General features: G+C 67.5%; 17 protein-coding genes. 7 read left to right on the plus strand and 10 right to left on the minus strand.

Features of this window, described 5'->3' with window-relative positions:
* Positions 1 to 291 precede the first annotated feature (291 nt).
* Positions 292 to 1,749, plus strand: coding sequence for an NAD(P)/FAD-dependent oxidoreductase (locus GVY39_RS00200; RefSeq protein WP_159919214.1), 1,458 nt, complete (start codon positions 292 to 294; stop codon positions 1,747 to 1,749).
* Between the two features lie 49 nt (positions 1,750 to 1,798).
* Positions 1,799 to 3,541, plus strand: coding sequence for a GMC family oxidoreductase (locus GVY39_RS00205; protein WP_159919216.1), 1,743 nt, complete (start codon positions 1,799 to 1,801; stop codon positions 3,539 to 3,541).
* A gap of 178 nt (positions 3,542 to 3,719) precedes the next feature.
* Here GVY39_RS00205 and GVY39_RS00210 read toward each other — a convergent pair whose 3' ends face one another.
* The gene (locus tag GVY39_RS00210) at positions 3,720 to 4,319 is read right to left on the minus strand and encodes an SLATT domain-containing protein (RefSeq protein WP_159919218.1); all 600 of its coding nucleotides are present in this window, start codon (positions 4,317 to 4,319) and stop codon (positions 3,720 to 3,722) included.
* A gap of 959 nt (positions 4,320 to 5,278) precedes the next feature.
* On the opposite strand from GVY39_RS00210, the gene GVY39_RS00215 reads away from it, so the two are divergent.
* The gene (locus tag GVY39_RS00215) at positions 5,279 to 5,509 is read left to right on the plus strand and encodes a hypothetical protein (protein ID WP_159919220.1); all 231 of its coding nucleotides are present in this window, start codon (positions 5,279 to 5,281) and stop codon (positions 5,507 to 5,509) included.
* A 35-nt stretch (positions 5,510 to 5,544) separates the two neighbouring features.
* On the opposite strand, the gene GVY39_RS00220 is transcribed toward GVY39_RS00215, so the two are convergent.
* Positions 5,545 to 6,420, minus strand: coding sequence for an alpha/beta fold hydrolase (locus GVY39_RS00220; protein ID WP_159919222.1), 876 nt, complete (start codon positions 6,418 to 6,420; stop codon positions 5,545 to 5,547).
* 307 nt (positions 6,421 to 6,727) lie between these two features.
* Here GVY39_RS00220 and GVY39_RS00225 point away from each other — a divergent pair, with 307 nt between their 5' ends.
* Positions 6,728 to 6,886 carry a hypothetical protein gene (locus GVY39_RS00225; RefSeq protein ID WP_201295146.1) on the plus strand — a complete coding sequence of 53 codons (159 nt, stop codon included), beginning with the start codon at positions 6,728 to 6,730 and terminating at the stop codon, positions 6,884 to 6,886.
* A 32-nt stretch (positions 6,887 to 6,918) separates the two neighbouring features.
* On the opposite strand, the gene GVY39_RS00230 is transcribed toward GVY39_RS00225, so the two are convergent.
* Together GVY39_RS00230 and GVY39_RS00235 are read right to left on the minus strand one after the other, a co-directional pair.
* Positions 6,919 to 7,866 (minus strand): alpha/beta fold hydrolase, encoded by a 948-nt coding sequence (locus GVY39_RS00230; protein ID WP_159919224.1) that lies wholly within the window; start codon positions 7,864 to 7,866, stop codon positions 6,919 to 6,921.
* 134 nt (positions 7,867 to 8,000) lie between these two features.
* A complete protein-coding gene (locus GVY39_RS00235) occupies positions 8,001 to 8,867 on the minus strand; it encodes a TetR family transcriptional regulator (protein ID WP_159919226.1) in 867 nt (288 codons plus the stop codon).
* A 158-nt stretch (positions 8,868 to 9,025) separates the two neighbouring features.
* On the opposite strand from GVY39_RS00235, the gene GVY39_RS00240 reads away from it, so the two are divergent.
* Entirely contained in the window at positions 9,026 to 10,234 is a 1,209-nt protein-coding gene (locus GVY39_RS00240; RefSeq protein ID WP_159919228.1) for an acyl-CoA dehydrogenase family protein, read from the plus strand.
* Between the two features lie 301 nt (positions 10,235 to 10,535).
* Positions 10,536 to 10,763, plus strand: a complete 228-nt coding sequence (locus GVY39_RS00245) for a hypothetical protein (RefSeq protein ID WP_159919230.1) — start codon at positions 10,536 to 10,538, stop codon at positions 10,761 to 10,763.
* Positions 10,764 to 10,865: 102 nt separating this feature from the next.
* On the opposite strand, the gene GVY39_RS00250 is transcribed toward GVY39_RS00245, so the two are convergent.
* The 6 genes from GVY39_RS00250 to GVY39_RS00275 form a co-directional block, all read right to left on the minus strand.
* Positions 10,866 to 11,111, minus strand: a complete 246-nt coding sequence (locus tag GVY39_RS00250; RefSeq protein WP_159919232.1) for a CsbD family protein — start codon at positions 11,109 to 11,111, stop codon at positions 10,866 to 10,868.
* A gap of 238 nt (positions 11,112 to 11,349) precedes the next feature.
* Positions 11,350 to 12,567, minus strand: a complete 1,218-nt coding sequence (locus tag GVY39_RS00255; protein ID WP_159919234.1) for an NADH:flavin oxidoreductase — start codon at positions 12,565 to 12,567, stop codon at positions 11,350 to 11,352.
* On the minus strand, positions 12,564 to 13,142 hold the full coding sequence (locus GVY39_RS00260; RefSeq protein ID WP_159919236.1) for a TetR/AcrR family transcriptional regulator: 579 nt from the start codon (positions 13,140 to 13,142) through the stop codon (positions 12,564 to 12,566). Before GVY39_RS00260 ends, GVY39_RS00255 begins: the two co-directional genes overlap by 4 nt.
* Positions 13,143 to 13,298: 156 nt before the next feature.
* Positions 13,299 to 14,306, minus strand: a complete 1,008-nt coding sequence (locus GVY39_RS00265; protein ID WP_159919238.1) for a triacylglycerol lipase — start codon at positions 14,304 to 14,306, stop codon at positions 13,299 to 13,301.
* A gap of 60 nt (positions 14,307 to 14,366) precedes the next feature.
* Positions 14,367 to 15,020: a PadR family transcriptional regulator gene (locus GVY39_RS00270; protein WP_159919240.1), complete on the minus strand. Its 654-nt coding sequence runs from the start codon at positions 15,018 to 15,020 to the stop codon at positions 14,367 to 14,369.
* Between the two features lie 101 nt (positions 15,021 to 15,121).
* The gene (locus tag GVY39_RS00275) at positions 15,122 to 15,700 is read right to left on the minus strand and encodes a TetR/AcrR family transcriptional regulator (protein WP_159919242.1); all 579 of its coding nucleotides are present in this window, start codon (positions 15,698 to 15,700) and stop codon (positions 15,122 to 15,124) included.
* Between the two features lie 72 nt (positions 15,701 to 15,772).
* Between GVY39_RS00275 and GVY39_RS00280 the strand changes: the two genes are divergently transcribed.
* Entirely contained in the window at positions 15,773 to 16,615 is an 843-nt protein-coding gene (locus GVY39_RS00280; protein ID WP_159919244.1) for an SDR family oxidoreductase, read from the plus strand.
* Positions 16,616 to 16,671 lie beyond the last annotated feature (56 nt).

The raw sequence follows: 16,671 nt of genomic DNA on the forward strand, positions 1-16,671 counted from the left end.
TCCCCGGCATGCCGATGATGATGTGATCATCCGGCATGACCTTGTAACTGCCTGATGGGACACTGATCCGGCGACCGCGCCGCGCGAGTCGCCGGACAGGAGAGTCGCTTTCAGCGACGGTAGCGGAGTGCGCCACCGTCACAGGGAGACCTGCGCGAGTGCCCGGCACCCTACCTCCGCGCGCCGAACCCCGGGGTGAAGGCCGCTCCACCCGCAGATATGGCCGAAAGTGTCGATTTCTGACCTCAGGTGTTTGGCATCGGACTTTGCCCAGGTCATAGCGTTGGGTCCATGAGCACACCTTCGATCGTCATCATCGGCACCGGATTCGGGGGGCTCGGCATGGCGATGGAACTCCAGCGTGCCGGCCTGCACGATGTCACGATCCTGGAGCGGGCCGAGGAGGTCGGCGGCGTCTGGCGGGAGAACACCTACCCCGGTGCGGGCTGCGACATCCCTTCGCCGCTGTACTCTTACTCCTACGCGCCGCGCACCGATTGGCCCAAGCGGTTCTCCCAGCAGCCGGACATCCTGGCTTATCTGCGTGGCATCGCCCGCGATCACGATCTGATGTCCAAGATCCGCTTCCGCAGCGAGGTCACCGACGCCGAGTTCGACGAGGCCACCGGACGGTGGACCGTTCGCACCGCCGACGGCGCCCAGCTGACCTGCGATGTGCTGGTCTCCGCGGTCGGACAGCTCTCCCGGCCCGCGCTGCCGGACATCCCCGGCGTGCACACCTTCGCCGGGACGGCCTTCCATTCCGCCGAGTGGGATCACGAGGCCGACCTGACCGGCAAGCGGGTAGCGGTGATCGGCACCGGCGCGAGCGCGGTGCAGTTCGTGCCCGCGATCGCGCCCTCGGTTGCGCACCTGACGCTGTTCCAGCGCTCGGCCGCGTGGATCATGCCCAAGCCCGACGTCGAGTACAAACCCTGGCATCACCGCGCCTTCCGGCTGCTGCCGGTCACCCGGCTCACCGAGCGCTTCGCGTTCTGGCTGTTGTGCGAATTCCTTTCCCTGGGAATCGTCGACGTGCCGGTCATCCGCAAGCTGGTGACCCGGATCGGTCTGCGGCATCTGAAGCGTCAGGTGGCGGACCCGCGACTGCGGGCAGAGCTGACCCCGGACTATCCGGCCGGGTGCAAGCGGGCGCTGTTCTCCAACGACTACCTACCCGCGCTCACCCGTCCCGACGTGACCGTGGAAACCACCGCGATCACCGAGATCACCCCGGCCGGCGTGCGCACCGCCGACGGCGTGCTGCACGAAGTGGACGCGATCATCTACGGCACGGGCTTCAAGGGAACCGAGTTCCTGTGGCCGATGCGCATTTGCGGCCGGGCCGGGCGCAAGCTGGCCGACGAGTGGTCGCAGGGCGCCCGGGCATACCAGGGCATCACGATTCCGGGCTACCCGAACCTCTTCTTGATGTACGGCCCGAACACCAACCTCAGCGTCGGCTCGATCGTCTACATGATCGAATCCCAGGCGCGCTATATCCGCCAAGCCGTCGAGCGCCTGGCCGAACGCCCGGGCCACGTACTCGAGGTGCGTCCCGAGATCGAGGCCCGGTTCGATCGCGCATTGCAGCAGCGCCTCGACCGCACCCCGTGGAACTTCTGCTCGAGCTGGTACCGCAACGCCGCCGGACGGATCACCAACAACTGGCCCGGCACCGTCACCAGCTACCGGCTGCGCACCCGCAAGCTCGACGTCGCAGACTTCGAACTCAGGCCCGTCGCTTGACCCGGCAAACCTCCTCACGACAACAACTTCGACAACTGGTGGAGATCAGATGACGTTCGACTACGACGTGGTGGTCGTCGGTTCCGGCTTCGGCGGCAGCGTGACCGCACTGCGACTGACCGAGAAGGGCTACCGGGTCGGCGTGCTCGAGGCGGGAAGGCGCTTCGCCGACGACGAATTCGCCAAGACCTCCTGGGACGCCCGCAAGTACCTGTGGGCCCCCGCACTGGGTTGCTTCGGCATCCAGCGGCTGACACTGCTGAAAGACACCTTCATCATGGCGGGCGCGGGCGTCGGCGGCGGCTCGCTGGTGTACGCCAACACCCTCTACGAGCCGCCGGACAAGTTCTACCGGGATCGCCAGTGGGCTCACATCACCGACTGGAAGGACGAGCTCGCCCCGCACTACGACCAGGCCAAGCGGATGCTGGGCGTGACGACCAACCCCGCGACCACACCCTCGGACCGGGTACTGGCCCAGGTGGCCGAGGAGATGGGCGTCGGATCGACCTACCGCAGCACCCCCGTCGGCGTCCTGTTCGGCGGCAACGGCGCGCGGCCCGGCCAGGATGTACCCGACCCGTTCTTCGGCGGGGTCGGCCCCGCCCGCAGCACCTGCACGCACTGCGGCGAATGCATGACCGGCTGCCGTCACAATGCCAAGAACACCCTCGTCAAGAATTACCTCTACCTCGCCGAGCAGGCCGGCGCGACGGTCCACGCACTCACCACCGTGACCAATGTGCGACCGCTGCCCGGTGGCGGTTACGCGGTCTCCACCGCCCGCACCGGCCGGTTGATCCGCAAAGCCCGCCGGACGTTCACCGCCGAGCACGTCGTGTTCGCCGCCGCCGCGCTGGGGACCCAGAAGCTGCTGCACCGACTCCGTGACCGCGGGTCGCTGCCGAACATTTCTCCGCGTCTGGGGGAGCTCTCGCGCACCAACTCCGAGGAGCTGCTGTCCATACGCAGCCGCCGCAAGGACTCCGATTTCACCAAAGGCGTCGCGATCACCTCATCGATTCACCCGGATGACGACACCCACATCGAGCCGGTGCGCTATGGCAAGGGCAGCAACGCCATCGGCCTGATCGGCACCGCCATGGTCGACCCCGACGGGCGTACCCCGAAGCTGCGCCTGTGGGCGCGGACGATGCGCGAACTCGGCCGCGACGCCCTCCACGTGCACAACCCGCACCGCTGGTCGGAGCAGATGATCGGGCTACTGGTGATGCAGTCCGTCGACAACTCCATCACCACCTACACCAAACGTGGTCTGTTCGGTCGCAAGATGACCACCAGACAGGGCGCGGGCGAACCGAATCCGACCTGGCTGCCCGCCGGGCACGAGGTGGCCCACCGGGTCGCCGACAAGATCGACGGCATCCCGACCGCGGGCTGGAGCGCTCTGTTCGACATCCCGATGACCGGGCATTTCATCGGCGGCTGCGTCATCGGCGACTCCCCGGAGGCCGGGGTCGTCGATCCGTACCACCGGATGCACGGATATCCGGGGCTGCACGTCATCGACGGCTCGACCATCTCGGCCAACCTGGGTGTGAACCCTTCGCTGACGATCACCGCGCAAGCCGAGCGAGCCGTTGCCCTCTGGCCGAACAAGGGTGAGCCGGATCCGCGTCCCGAACAGGGCGCGCCCTACCGCCGCATCGCCCCGGTGCCGCCGCGCAACCCGGTGGTCCCGACCGGTGCGCCTGCCGCTCTGCGGCTGCCCATCGTCGAGATCAAGGGGCCGGCCGATCGACCCGAGCCGGCCGCCGAGACACGCGGCTGACCGACCAGCCGGTCGACCGGCTTCCGTCGCCGCGACTTGCCGCGGTGGCTGCTCGCGCACGGCCATCCCGGTCACGAGCCGCCCACGCGCCGAGTCGCGACGACGGCAGCCAGTGCAGCTATGTGACCCGGGCGTGCCTCAGAGCTCTCCCGCGATCGGACGGCGGAGGCTACCGGCTCTATCTGTGGTCGGCTCTGCTCATCCGCGATTCCGCCGAAACCTGGAATTGCGCTGTCCAGATATCGGTCTCGCGTGCGATCACCTCGTTGACCCTGTGCGAGAAATCTCGGAGCAGGACCATCCGCCGGTCTATCTCCCCGTTGGAATTGGCGGGCGCCCTGGAAACAGATGCCCACTCGAGCTGGAAATCGCACAACATCGCGTTGATCGACTGCGCGCTTCGCATGTCACGCATCCACGCTGTCGAAATGCCGAAGAATCGGTCGATCGCCGCACAACCGGCGGCGAGGGTGAGCAAAGCGTATCCCCAACTCGGGTCGACGGCCGAGACCCCGGCGGTCGTCAGCAGTGGCACCAGAATGCCGAGTAAGCCCAGCCCGAGCATCGCCGCGGTGAGGGCTAGGCTCGTCCGCCGCTTCGTCAGTCTGTCCCTCGAATACCAATCGCGTGCGTCTATGGCATACGACTCGACACGTTGGAACAGCCGGGCAAGGGTCTCATCGGAACTCGACCAGTCGGCGGAGCGGAGGTCCAGCGAAGGCGGCACCCCGAGGTCCTGCGAGCGATCCCCGCCGAAGGGCGATCGGTGCTCTGTCACGGCCGTACTGTATCGCCCACTCGCCTCGATGATCACCCGATCGACTGTACCGCCGGTGGAGCGAGCGCCGCCGCCGACGTCCCCCGCGCCCGATCGCGCCTGCGACACGTGCGACGCGGTGCCACAATGGGATTCGGACCTGTGGCGATTTCCACACCACCGCTTGCCCGCCGTGCGCACGGGAGTGATGCCGTCGGTGTCTCCGCGGGTTGCGGCACAGCTGCCGATCCGGCTCCGATCGAGCCGAGGTCAGGCCTGTCGACCAGGTACCGCACCACCCGACCCGCCCACCGATCCGCCCCGGCCTCCGGCCGGCCGAGCCCGCGCCGCAGAGCTTCAGCGTCCGCGCCCGGACGCGCAGCACGACCCGGCAGTGAGACGGCGCTCGTCGGAATGGATGAAGCGGTGGGCCACGCCGCGCACTGCGGGCTACCGTGGCGCCGCTTTCCGGCAACCCCGACCGGCCGAGTCGCGGCGGACCCGCAGCCGGAAATGGCTCCCAAAACCTTTCCAACAGTTCGCTTCCCGCGTTGATTCACCCCTTTCGGGTGAATCTCGACGCACTGTTGCGGCCACGTACAGGATTCCCGATGAAAAACCGTGACGCCTTGATGTCGCGATAACCAAGGGATCGCTCAATCACAAGCATCCGGAAACCGGTAATCCGAGCTTTCGATGCCTGCATTCGTGCATACCACCGCCCGATTTTGCTTTCGGCGAGCTATCTATACGAACAAGTGGCCGGCGACCGAACCGTGCGTCGGCGGACGGACGATCCGGAGCGCTGGTCGACCACAGGCGAACCTCGCACGCGCGTGCTCTCGACCGGGTGGGGTAACTCCCCCATAGCAGCGATCCCCGACCCGCGCTACGACCACTCGACGACAAGGGCCGAGGAACTTCTCGACCGACGGCCCCGAAGGCACTGCTCCAGCCCAGGACGATCGAAGGAGAGTTTCATGCCGGCACGCCGCCGCACCTATCTCGTCCGTCTGGATCCCTGGATCCTGAGCGAGAGCGCCACCACGACGGGAATCCGCACGCAGTTCTTCGAGTGGCTGGAGATCACAGCCGACACCGAGGTCGTTCAACTCTGCGGAGCCGATCGAGTGGTGATCTCCTGTTCCCCGGAACGGGCCGATGAAATAAAAGACCTCGAATACGTCCTCGACGTCGAACCGCACGAGTAGACACGAGGCCGGGCAGCGACAGACCCCGGAACGGTTCACCCGACCGCTACCCGCTCCAGGAAGTCCCGCAGCAGCCCGACGACCTCCGACAGGTGCGTCTCCAGGGCCCAGTGCCCCGCGTCTTGGAGGACATGCAGTTCGGCGTCCGGTAGATCCTCCAGGTAGGCGCGGGCGGCGGGTTCCGGCATATAGCCGTCCCATGGACCCCAGACGATCATGGTCGGCGGGCGATGCTCGCGCAGGTACGCCTGGTACTTCGGGAACATCGCCACACTCCGGCCGACCTCCGCGAAGAGATCGACCATGATCTCCCGCCGCCGCGGTTCCATCAACGCCCACGACAACCGCCAGAGATCGGGGCTGATCCGATCCGCGACGTGTGCGGGGACCTCGCCGAGCACTTCCTCACGCAGACCGCCTTCGGTGACCGCTTCGGCCAGCGCGGCCCGGCGGGTCTGCGTCGGGTCGGCCCAGTACTCCTGCAATGTCCGGTACTTCGGACCCAGCGTCTGCTCATACGCGTCGCCGTTCTGGATCACCAAGCCGGTGACCCGGTCCGGGTTGCGAATAGCCAACTGGAAGCCCACCGCCGAGCCGTAGTCGAACAGGTACAGCGCGTAGCGGGACAAGCCCAGCGTGGTGACGAACCGATCGAGCAACTCGGCGTAAGCCTCGAAGGTATAGGCGAAACGAGAGCGGTCCGGTGTGGCGCTGTACCCGAAGCCGGGAAAATCGGGAGCGACCAGACGCCAGCGGTCGGCGAGTGCGGCCATCAAATGGCGATATTGGAACGACGAGGAGGGATATCCGTGCGGCAACAGCACCACCGGTGCGTCCTCGGGACCGGCCTCCCGGTAGAAGATCTCGATTCCGTCGATGTCGACTGTGTGATGGCGAATCGCTGCGTTCATGTACTGGCGTCTACCCCGATCGAGACGCTCTGAACTCGGCGCTGTCCCGAAACTGCGAAGGCTCTATACCGGGACCCCTCCATAGGTTCGCCGGTGTTTCGCTTCGAAGAACGACAGGGCCCCGAACGCCATCAGGCCGAGAGACCCTGGCGTCATAGCGGCCGCGCACGGCAGGCAGACCGGATCCGGCCTCGGTGACCGTGGGCGGCTGGAACACGTCGCCCGAGTCGATGACCGTCGATTCCAGTCGCAGCAGCGTGAACCCGGAGTCGAGTGGCGTGCCGGCGATTTCGGATGCCGACGCCGGATGCCGAGCCCGGCTCGGAACTCGCCGGGCAGCTGCGCGTATCTGCGCGACCGCGTCGAGCGCTACAAAGTGCCCCGGAGCTTCGACTTCGCAGACGACCTGCCGCGGACCCCCACCGGCAAGCTGGTCAACGGCAAACTCCGCCAACGCTGCGTGTGAAGCGTGAAAGCACCGCGACGGAGCATGACGAGCTACGCGGCGAAGGTGAGCAGATCGTCGCTCACCGTGTCGGCCCGCGCCATCAGCCGTGCGATGGCTGCCGCCACCTGGCCGGGCTGCTCCAGAATCACGGAATGGCCCGCGCCATCGACCATCACGAAATCCGAGTATTCGACGGCGGCGGCCATGGCGACGGAATGCGACGGCGGTGTCATGAGATCGGCGGAGCCGCACAGCACCAAGGTGGGGATCTGCGACAGAACCGGAAGGGCGTCGGTCCGGTCATAGACCATGAAGTCGCTCAAGAAGCTCGCCATCGTCACGATCGGCGTCTCGTTGCGCATCGCGTTGGCCAGGGCGAGCACCCGAGGACTCACCTTGCGATCACCGAATTCGGCGGTGCGGATGACCGGCGCGAAAAGCTTGCAGGCCATGAGCTTCGCGTGGTGCATCACGCCTGGGGCACGACGCACGGCCGCCTGGAACAGCGAGACCACCGGGTTGCGCAGGAGGCGGCCGAAACCGGCGTCGGCAAGGCCGCTCGCGGCGGTCGCCAAGAGTGCGACGCCGACGATACGGGTGCCGATCTCGTGCGGATTGCGGCTGGCGTAGGTCAGCGCGGTCATGCCGCCCATCGAGTGTCCGACGAGGACGACCGGTCCGGTGGGCGCCACCGCGTCGAGAACGTCGCGCAGGTCGCGGCCGAGTTGCTCGAGGTTGTAGGTCCGCCGGGACGCCGCGGCGGACTCTCCGTGGCCGCGGTGGTCGTAGCAGACTACCCGCGCGCCGGCGTAGCGGCGCAGCAGCGCGTCGCGGACGTAGGTCCAGGACTCGGTGCGCAGGCAATGTCCGTGCAGCAGGACGACGGTGAGATCGGCGTCTCGCGGTCCGTATTCGCGGACCGCGAGCGCCACGCCGTCTTCGGTCGAAACCGTGGCACGTCGTTCCGCCGAGGTGGGGATTGTGCTGAGGATCGACATGGGCGGCTCCGGTTCGCTGATGGTGACTTGTCCAACTCTGCGCCGGATTCGCCGCTGGCATCAGGCCCCCGAGTGCTGAGGTCCGCCCCCCGAGGTGGAGCCGATCCCCACCCAAGGTGGAGGAGCTGCCGCGGCTAACTCGCCGGATCGGCTCCGAGCATGCCCAGAGCGAAATCGCCGTATCGTGCGGCCACCTCCTCCGGCGTAGCCGGGCCGGACTCGCGGAACCACTGCGGGATGGCGGTGCACATGGTGGCTATGGCGCGCCCCGCGGCCCGGGTATCGGTTGTGCGGATCCGGCGCTCGGCGTGGGCCTCGGCGATCGCGTCGTCCAGGATGGCTTGGATGTCCCTGCGCGAGCGGGCGATGCGCGCGCGTTCGCCCGGCGAGAGGCTGCGCATCTCGCTGGCGCCGATGAAACCGAGGTCGCGGCGGTGGGTATGGAACAGGGCCAAGGCTTCGACGATCAGGCGCACCCGGTGGACGCTGTCGCGGCCCTCGGCGCGGGCGGCGCGAACTCGCCAGTGCAGTTCGTCCATGGTCAGATCGAGGATTCGGACCAGCAGGTCGTGCTTGTCGCGATAGTGGTGGTAGAGGCCGGGGACGCTGGTTCCCGCCCGCCGGGCGACGGCGCGCACGGTCGTGCCGTGATAGCCGATTTCGACGAACGAGGCGAGGGCGGCCGCCAGCACCGGGTCGACATCCAACGGGGCGAACACACGCCAACCGCCCGGCGCACCCGGCCCAGGCCCGGGCCGGTCGGTGACCGGACGGGCTGCGGAAGACGTGGCGCCGAGCAAGTGGGTGACCGGCACACCGAGCACGTCGGACAGGCGGGTGAGCCGAGCGAGGGAGATTCCGGTCTTTCCCGTTTCCACCGCGCTGAGCGTCGCCGGGCTCACCTCGAGACGCCGCGCCACTTCGCGCAGCGACAGACCCGCGGCGCGGCGCGCGCGGCGAATCGCCTCGTGCGGTGTCGCGTACTCGGCCTCGTTCGGCATGTTGTTCAGAATAACTGAACGCTGTGGAGAATCGCTTCCCAATCGGGGATATAGGCTCTGCCTGGTATTTTGACACCGCAGCTGACCAGTGGGACAGTGTTCAGGCGGACCGATCGATCGGTTCTCCGCCCTGGCTCCGGATGTCGAGGAGGAATGCGATGCCGATCGATCTGACCTATTCCGACGAGGTTCGGGCGCTGACCGACCGCACCCGTGCATTCGTGCGCAAGACGGTGCTGCCGATCGAGGACGAACACCACGGCGACATCACCGCCGCGGGTGGGGACGCATTGCGCGCCACGCTGAACGAGCGGGCGCGCGATGCCGGAGTCTTCGCACCGCACGCGCCCATCGAGTACGGCGGTCACGGGCTGTCGATGTCGGATCGCGCGCCGGTCTTCGAGGAGGCGGGCTACTCCCTGTTCGGCCCGGCAGCGCTCAACATCGCGGCGCCCGACGAGGGCAACGTCCACATGCTCGCTCACATCGCCGACCCGGAGCAGAAGTCGCGCTATCTGGAACCGCTGGCCCGCGGTGAAGTGCGCTCGGCCTTCGCGATGACAGAACCCGCGCCGGGCGCCGGCTCCGACCCGGCGGCGCTGGCCACTCGCGCCGTGCGCGCGGCCGGTGGCTGGCGCATCAGCGGCCATAAGCACTTCATCACCGGCGCCGACGGCGCCGGCTTCTTCATCGTGATGGCACGCACCTCCGGCGAACCGGGGCAACGTGGCGGCGCGACCATGTTCCTGGCCCCCGCCGATACTCCCGGCCTGCGCGTGGGGAGGCACATCACCACGCTGGACCGGGCCATGATCGGCGGCCACTGCGAGGTCTTCTTCGAAGACATGTTCGTCCCCGACGAAGCGGTACTCGGCGCCGTCGACCGCGGCTTCCAATACGCCCAGGTGCGGCTGGGTCCCGCCCGCATGACGCACGTGATGCGATGGCTCGGCGCGGCGCGGCGCGGCCACGACATCGCCGTCGAGCGAGTCGCTCAGCGGGAAGGCTTCGGTGCGCGCATCGGCGATCTCGGCATGGCGCAGAAGATGATCGCCGACAACGAGATCGACATCGCCGCCACCCGCGCGCTACTGGTGCGCGCCTGCTGGGAACTCGACAACGGGGAGCACGCCGGCAACGCCACCTCCATCGCGAAGACTTTCGCCGCCGAGGCGATCTTCCGCATCGTCGATCGCAGCATTCAGCTGTGCGGCGGGCTGGGCGTCTCCGACGACCTGCCCCTGGCGCGCCTCTCCCGCGAAGTTCGGCCCTTCCGTATCTACGACGGCCCCTCCGAGGTGCACCGATGGGCGATCGCCAAGCGAGCGGTCAGTGCCGCGCGCCGGGCGGGAACCGACCGGGCGTGATCCGGCTTCGCGTTCGCCGCCGGGCGCGCCATACACCGGACAGGAACGACCGCAGCCGGGGGCGGCTTCAGCGCGGACCAGTTCGGCGAACGTTCCGTTGACGAATGCCGCCGACCGACATGACGAAGAGGACGCGCCGACTTCGGCCGCGTGTGCCGTCATGGTGACGAGTCTCCGCGTAACATCCGGACTTCATGTCCGCCCGCGCGGTCGAGGCTATGCGAGGGCGAGAGCGACTCCCCGAGTCGTGCGGCGGACACAGTGATCGGACTGCGTCGAGGATGATCGAAAGGAGAGCCGGATGCCGGCGCAAGACCGCCGATACATCATTCTTCTGGATCCAGGGCGTCCCGGCGACGAGGTCACGCTGACGGCGAACCGAGAGAAGTTCTTCGACTGGCTGAGGGAAACCCGCGCCGAAGTCGTTCAGGACGGCGGCGCCAATCGAGTGGTCATCACTTCGGGGCCGGAGGTAGCCGAACAAGCCACGAACCTCGATTTCGTGGCCGGTGTCGAGCCATTCGCATAGCGGCGTCGGATCAGCCGGTGCCTCATCGACCCCCGCGCAGATCCGCCGCCGTCAGCGCGGCTGACGGCGGCGGATACCCACGGGGAGATGAACCCAGGGGAATCAGCGTCCGTGCTGATGCGCGGACTGGCGCGCCTCGTCGACGTCCGCCTCGGCCCTCGCCTTCTCGGCGGCGGCTTCCTTCCCGGCCGCCTCGCGCTGCGATTCCGCCTTGTCCTGCTGCGCGCGGCCCTCGTCCTTCAAGTCCTCGTGGCCGGCGACGGTACCGGCTGCTTCCTTCACCTTGCCCTTGACATCTTCGACGACGCCTTCGACGCCTTCACGAGCACCGCTTCCATGTTCAGCCACAACAACCTCCTGGAATATCGGAACAAGCTGACACAACGCGCATACCCGGGAGACCGGCCTCGAACCGTCTCCAGCGATAAAGATCGCCCTCGCGCGCGTATCCGGCCCGCTCACAGGCGGGGTGCTTCAGCGGAGATCGACGCCGTCCTCACCCGCGATGGCGGGATTCTCCGAGCTTCCGCCATTGATCGCCGTCTACTGGACCGGCGACAGGACGAGCCGGGCGGGTGCGGCGAGCTTACGTCTCCACACCACCGTCGCCCGACAGTGTCAGGTCGACGGGATCCCCCGGCAAGTCGGGACGGAATACACAGCGTGTACGCGTGTAGATCGTGGGCATGCATTCGTTGCAGTGGACGCAGGCCGACCGGGTGGAGGCATCCGACCGGATGCGATGCAACAGATTCGGTTCCCGAAGCAGAGCACGCCCCATGGCGACGAATTCGAAGCCTTCCGCCCTCGCGAGCCGCATGGTGTCCAGGTTCGTGACGCCGCCGAGCAGAATCAGCGGCATCGACAGTTCCCGCCGGAAGTGCCGTGCCCGCTCGAGCAGGTAGGCCTCCCGATACGGGTACTCCTTCAGGAAAGCCTTGCCCACGGCTCGGAATCCCCATCGCGCAGGCACTGGAAGAACTTCGGCGAACGACTGCCGCGGCGCGTCGCCATGGAACAGCAGCATCGGGTTGAGCAGTGAGCTACCCGCCGTCAGTTCCAACGCGTCCAAGGTGCCGTCGGCCTCCAGCCAGGCGGCGACCTGCACCGATTCGGGCACCGTGAGCCCGCCCCGCACGCCGTCCTCCATATTCAGCTTCGCGGTCACCGCCAGCCTGCCGCCGACGGCTCGCCGTATCGCGGCGGCGATCTCGCGCGCCAACCGCGCACGGTTGGCCGAACTCCCGCCGTACCGGTCCGCACGGCGGTTGAGCTTCGGGCTCAGGAACGCACTCACGAGATAGTTGTGCCCGAAATGGATCTCGACCGCGTCGAAACCGGCCTGTTCGGCCAGCTTCGCCGCGTCGGCATGGGCGGTCACCAGCTCGCGGATCCCGTTCTCGTCGGGGCTTCGCATCATGCGCATCGAGAGCGGGCTGAGCATCCGGCTCGGCGCCAGCGCCGGAGCCCGGTTGGAGGCGGCGTTGGCCACCGGACCGGCGTGACCGATCTGCGCGCTCACCGCCGCACCCTCCCCGTGCACCGCTTCGGTCAGCCTCCGCAGCCCGGGTACCGCATCCGGACGCATCCAGATCTGGTGCCGGTCCGTGCGGCCGCCGGGCGCGACGGCGCAGTACGCGACGGTGGTCATCCCGACTCCACCGGCTGCGACCTCCCGGTGGAACTCGATCAATTCGTCCGTCACGACGGCGTCCGGGGTACGACCTTCGAATGTCGCGGCCTTGATGACCCGATTGCGCAGGGTGATCGGCCCGAGCTGGGCCGGGGCGAATACGTCGTTCATCGTTTCTCTCCTGTCGGCGCGGTCAATCCGGCGACCACGAATTCCCGGAGGGTGGCGACCGCCTCCTGCGATATCTCTCGGTGCTCCGCACTGCCGAATCGCATGATGAGGAGGTCGAACGCCAACATCCACCGACGCCTGCTCTCCCGTTCGCTCAACCCCGGCAACAGGCTCACCCACGAATCCATGCGGAACCACGGCTGACGCCACTCGGTCACCTGCCTGCCGAGCACGAATTGCGCCAGCAACCTCAGGTGCATGCGCCCCACCGGATCGGCGGACAACTCGACGAAGGGCTCGATCACCGCGTCGACAACGTCGGTGATCGACCCCGGTCCGCTGGTGACAGCTGACAACCGGTCCTCCCACACGGGCCCCAGGCGCGCCTCCAGCAACGCCGCGACAAGCGCGTCCTTCGATCCGAAGTGGTAGTGCACCGCCGCCGGATTCGCTCCGGCCTCCGCGCAGATCCCCCGCACCGACACCTCGTCGTAGCGGCCCTCGAGCAGCAGCCGTTCGGCGGCTGTCAGTAGACGCTCGCGAGTGTTCACCGATTCGGAGACCTGTTTCGGCATGCGACCAGTGAAACACGTTTCCATCGACGGTTCAATCAGTGATTGAACTATCGTTTACGCAAGCGACCCTAGGTATGCCTCGTGCCTTGCGGTCGTAGTAGCTCCGCTCGGGGCTGTTCACCGCCTCCGCGGAGCGGTCTTCGGGCGACCTCCGGCTCAGGAGTTGCCCGCGATGATCACCTCGGGAATACCAGTGCCGATCGGGACCGCCCGGCACACCGGCGCGGGACTGCCCGGATCCAGCACGGTCAGCAGCAACTCCTGTACGAACGGGTCGTACACCATGTGGAAGTGCCCGGTGTGGTTGACCGGGCACAAGTCCTGCAGGGCGATGTTCCGCGCACCCGGCCCCCGCAGCGCGATGTTCTCGAACGGCTGGATCATCTCGTCGACGCGGCTGCCGATGGTCACGTACCCCACGCCGGGCACCGTGTCGCCGCCCGCGTTGAGAGCCAGCATGGTCGGCGACCCCTCCGCCTGCTGCACCGCGGCGAGCGAAGTCACCTGTGCGAACGCCTGCAACGCGCCGGGGATCGCTTGGGCGACCGGCACCAGCCCGTACATCACACCGCCGTAGCTGGGCGAGGCGAGGCCGACCCACTGCTCGACCTTGGGCGCACCACCCAGCTTGTTGACGTAGTAGCGGGTCACGTTGGCGCCTTGCGAGAACCCGACCAGGTCGACCTTGCCCGCGCCGGTCGCCGCGAGCACCTGATCGACGAACGCGCCGATCTGGTAGGCACTGAGCACCAGATCCTCGGTGCCGTAGCTCTCCGCACCGGGTTTACCGCCGTAATTCAGGGCGAAGACGCAGAATCCGGCCGCGGTGAGCCGCGGCGCGATCCCCGCCCAGTCGGAATAGGCCGAGGAGTCGGTACCATGCGCGAGCACCACCGGACGGGGATGCTCGGCACTGGGGACGCAGCCGAAGTTGTTGGTACCGGCCGGTACCGCGTTCGGGTGGCTCTTCTGATACCACGCGGCGGCCAGGTGGTCGGACTGCGGCGGCGCGGGGTGGGTCGGCACATCGGCCGGACGCAAACCGGGCGGCTCGGCCGCCGCCACGCCCGGGCCCAGCGCGGCGGCGCCGGCGACCACCAAGGCCAGCACGGCGCCACGCAAGTGTGAAATACTCCAAGCTCCCGCTGCAGTCGGCTGTCGCATCTCACAATGATCTCTCCGATCGGCTCGAAATGCTCGCCGTATCGGGGTGTTTCGCCTCCCCTACTTCTCGGGGGTCTCGTCCTCGGCGAGGATGCGGTAAAGAGACTTGCGGGTCTCGGTGAGCAACTCCGCCGCACGCGCCGCCTGCTGCGGAGTACCCGCCGCGGCGACCTGCGCCACCGCGCCCATCAGCTGCGCGGCGAGCCCGCGCAGGTCCATCGCCTGCGCTCCGACGTCCTCCCGCACGTCCGCCCAGGGATCGCCCAGCTCGTCCCGGTTCGCCGCGACGTACTCGGTACCGGTCTCGGTGAGCTTAGCGGTCTTGCGCCCGGCGACCTTCTCGATGAGGACCAGACCCTCGTCCTCCAGTTGCGCCAGCGCAGGATAGATCGAGCCAGGACTCGGCCGCCAGATGTCGTTGCTGCGCTCGCGGATCTGCTGGATGAGTTCGTATCCGTGCATGGGCTGCTCGGCCAGGAGCAGCAACACGGCGGCGCGTACGTCACCGCGCCTGCCCCGGCCGCCGCGACCCCGCCCGCGACCGAAGTGCGGGCCGAAACCCGGGCCGAAGCCGGGGCCGAACCCCGGACCGAACTCGGGACCGAAGCCGTGACGTCCGCCCCTGCGGAAGCGCGAGCCGTGTTCGAAGCCCTCATAGCCGGGCAAAGGCCCGCGGCCACGTCGGCCGAATTCTCGATGTTCTCGGTGTTCCATGTCAGCCTCCCAGGGCTCTCGTGTTCGTTTCACGCTATCGACGATATATCGGCAATGCATCGAGTGCAAGGGAGTTCTCCGACGCGGGCGCGAGAAAAGGTTCAGATCACCAGCGAGTCGATCCAGCGCGCCAGCCGCGCCCCTTCGTCGACCATGAGCTCGGGGTCCCGAAAAGTGTTGGTGAGCAGGGAAATACCTTGATAAGCCGCGACATATGCGACCGCGAGCTCACGGGAGTCGGCGCGCCCCATCTCCGCGAACTGTCGTTCGGCCCAGTCCACCAGCACGCGCATCACATCCGCGGCCGCGGTATCCAACCCGTCACCCCGCTTGTCCAATTCCGAGGACAAGGTGCCGAATGGGCAGCCGTAACGCACGGTCTGGTCACGCTCGGCGACCCAACCCGCGATCAGCGCCTTCAGCCGCTCCGAAGGCTTCTCATGCCGGTCGCTCGCGGCGATCACGGCTTCCAGAATGCGGGCGTGCGAGCCGATGGCCGCCTCGATGAGCTGGTCTTTCGTCTTGAAGTAGTAGTAGACGTTGCCGACGGGCACCTCGGCGGCGCGGGCGATGTCGGCGATGGTCGTCTTCTCCACGCCCTGCTGATAAAACACCCGCACGGCAGCTTCGACCAGCCGCTCCCGCTTGCCCATCCGGGTTGCCGTCCCTGAGTCAGTCATACAACTAACTGTAGACAATGCGGGTACGACCGGCTACGTTCATTAAGTCAGCCAACTAACTTAGGAGTTGTCATGATCGTGGTCACCGGAGCCACCGGAAATATCGGCGCGCCCCTCGTGCGCTTGCTGGCCGACGCCGGGGAAGAGGTCACGGCCGTCGCACGGCATGCCGGCCACCCACCGCCCGCGGGAGTCCGATCGGTTCAAGCCGATCTCGGCGAGCCGGAGAGCCTCTCCTCCGCCTTCACCGGAGCCGATACCCTGTTTCTCTTGATCACCGGCGAGCAGTTGGTGGCGGGTCCGGAACCAGAGCGGGTGCTGAAAACCGCCGCGGCGGGCGGCGTGCGGCGCGTGGTCTTCGTGTCCTCACAGGGCGTGGCGACCCGGCCCGAGGCGGCCGGCTACGCCCGGCTCATCGCCTACGAGCAGTCGATCAGGGAGTCGGGGTTGGACTGGACCTTCCTGCGACCGGCCGGGTTCTTCTCGAATACCTACGCATGGGTGGAATCGGTGCGCACGCAACGTCTGGTCGCCGCGCCGTTCGGTGACGTCGGTCTCCCCTCGATCGATCCGGCCGACATCGCCGCGGTCGCAGCGGCAGCGTTGCGCGACGACCGGCACGCGGGGCAGGTCTACACCCTCACCGGACCCGAACTGTCCACTCCACGAACCCAGGCCCAGGCGCTCGGCGAGGCACTGGACGAGCGGCTCCGATTCGTGGAACTGACTCGGGCGCAGGCGCATTCGGCGATGCTCGGTTTCATGCCGGAGCCGGTGGTCGAGCACACGCTGACGATCCTCGGCGAGCCGACACCCGCAGAACAGCGGATCAGCCCCGATGTACCGCGCGTGCTCGGACGCCCCGCTACGAAGTACGCCGAGTGGGCCATGCGCAATCGAGCGGTCTTCGCCTGACGCCCGAAGAACACCGCGCCACAAGTCGGACGGTCGGTGACGTCATCGTCTCCGGC

The sequence above is a fragment of the Nocardia sp. CY15 genome (genome assembly GCF_009829295.1).
Lineage (GTDB): Bacteria > Actinomycetota > Actinomycetes > Mycobacteriales > Mycobacteriaceae > Nocardia > Nocardia sputi.

Excerpts from the sequence above, each read along its gene's own strand:
- GVY39_RS00220 (WP_159919222.1), bottom strand. The coding sequence starts at position 6,420 with ATGAACGCAGCGATTCGCCATCACACAGTCGACATCGACGGAATCGAG.
- GVY39_RS00235 (WP_159919226.1), bottom strand. The coding sequence starts at position 8,867 with ATGCCGAACGAGGCCGAGTACGCGACACCGCACGAGGCGATTCGCCGC.
- GVY39_RS00270 (WP_159919240.1), bottom strand. The coding sequence starts at position 15,020 with ATGGAACACCGAGAACATCGAGAATTCGGCCGACGTGGCCGCGGGCCT.
- GVY39_RS00245 (WP_159919230.1), top strand. The coding sequence starts at position 10,536 with ATGCCGGCGCAAGACCGCCGATACATCATTCTTCTGGATCCAGGGCGT.
- GVY39_RS00265 (WP_159919238.1), bottom strand. The coding sequence starts at position 14,306 with ATGCGACAGCCGACTGCAGCGGGAGCTTGGAGTATTTCACACTTGCGT.
- GVY39_RS00215 (WP_159919220.1), top strand. The coding sequence starts at position 5,279 with ATGCCGGCACGCCGCCGCACCTATCTCGTCCGTCTGGATCCCTGGATC.
- GVY39_RS00240 (WP_159919228.1), top strand. The coding sequence starts at position 9,026 with ATGCCGATCGATCTGACCTATTCCGACGAGGTTCGGGCGCTGACCGAC.
- GVY39_RS00255 (WP_159919234.1), bottom strand. The coding sequence starts at position 12,567 with ATGAACGACGTATTCGCCCCGGCCCAGCTCGGGCCGATCACCCTGCGC.
- GVY39_RS00230 (WP_159919224.1), bottom strand. The coding sequence starts at position 7,866 with ATGTCGATCCTCAGCACAATCCCCACCTCGGCGGAACGACGTGCCACG.
- GVY39_RS00260 (WP_159919236.1), bottom strand. The coding sequence starts at position 13,142 with ATGCCGAAACAGGTCTCCGAATCGGTGAACACTCGCGAGCGTCTACTG.
- GVY39_RS00205 (WP_159919216.1), top strand. The coding sequence starts at position 1,799 with ATGACGTTCGACTACGACGTGGTGGTCGTCGGTTCCGGCTTCGGCGGC.
- GVY39_RS00225 (WP_201295146.1), top strand. The coding sequence starts at position 6,728 with ATGCCGAGCCCGGCTCGGAACTCGCCGGGCAGCTGCGCGTATCTGCGC.
- GVY39_RS00275 (WP_159919242.1), bottom strand. The coding sequence starts at position 15,700 with ATGACTGACTCAGGGACGGCAACCCGGATGGGCAAGCGGGAGCGGCTG.
- GVY39_RS00200 (WP_159919214.1), top strand. The coding sequence starts at position 292 with ATGAGCACACCTTCGATCGTCATCATCGGCACCGGATTCGGGGGGCTC.
- GVY39_RS00280 (WP_159919244.1), top strand. The coding sequence starts at position 15,773 with ATGATCGTGGTCACCGGAGCCACCGGAAATATCGGCGCGCCCCTCGTG.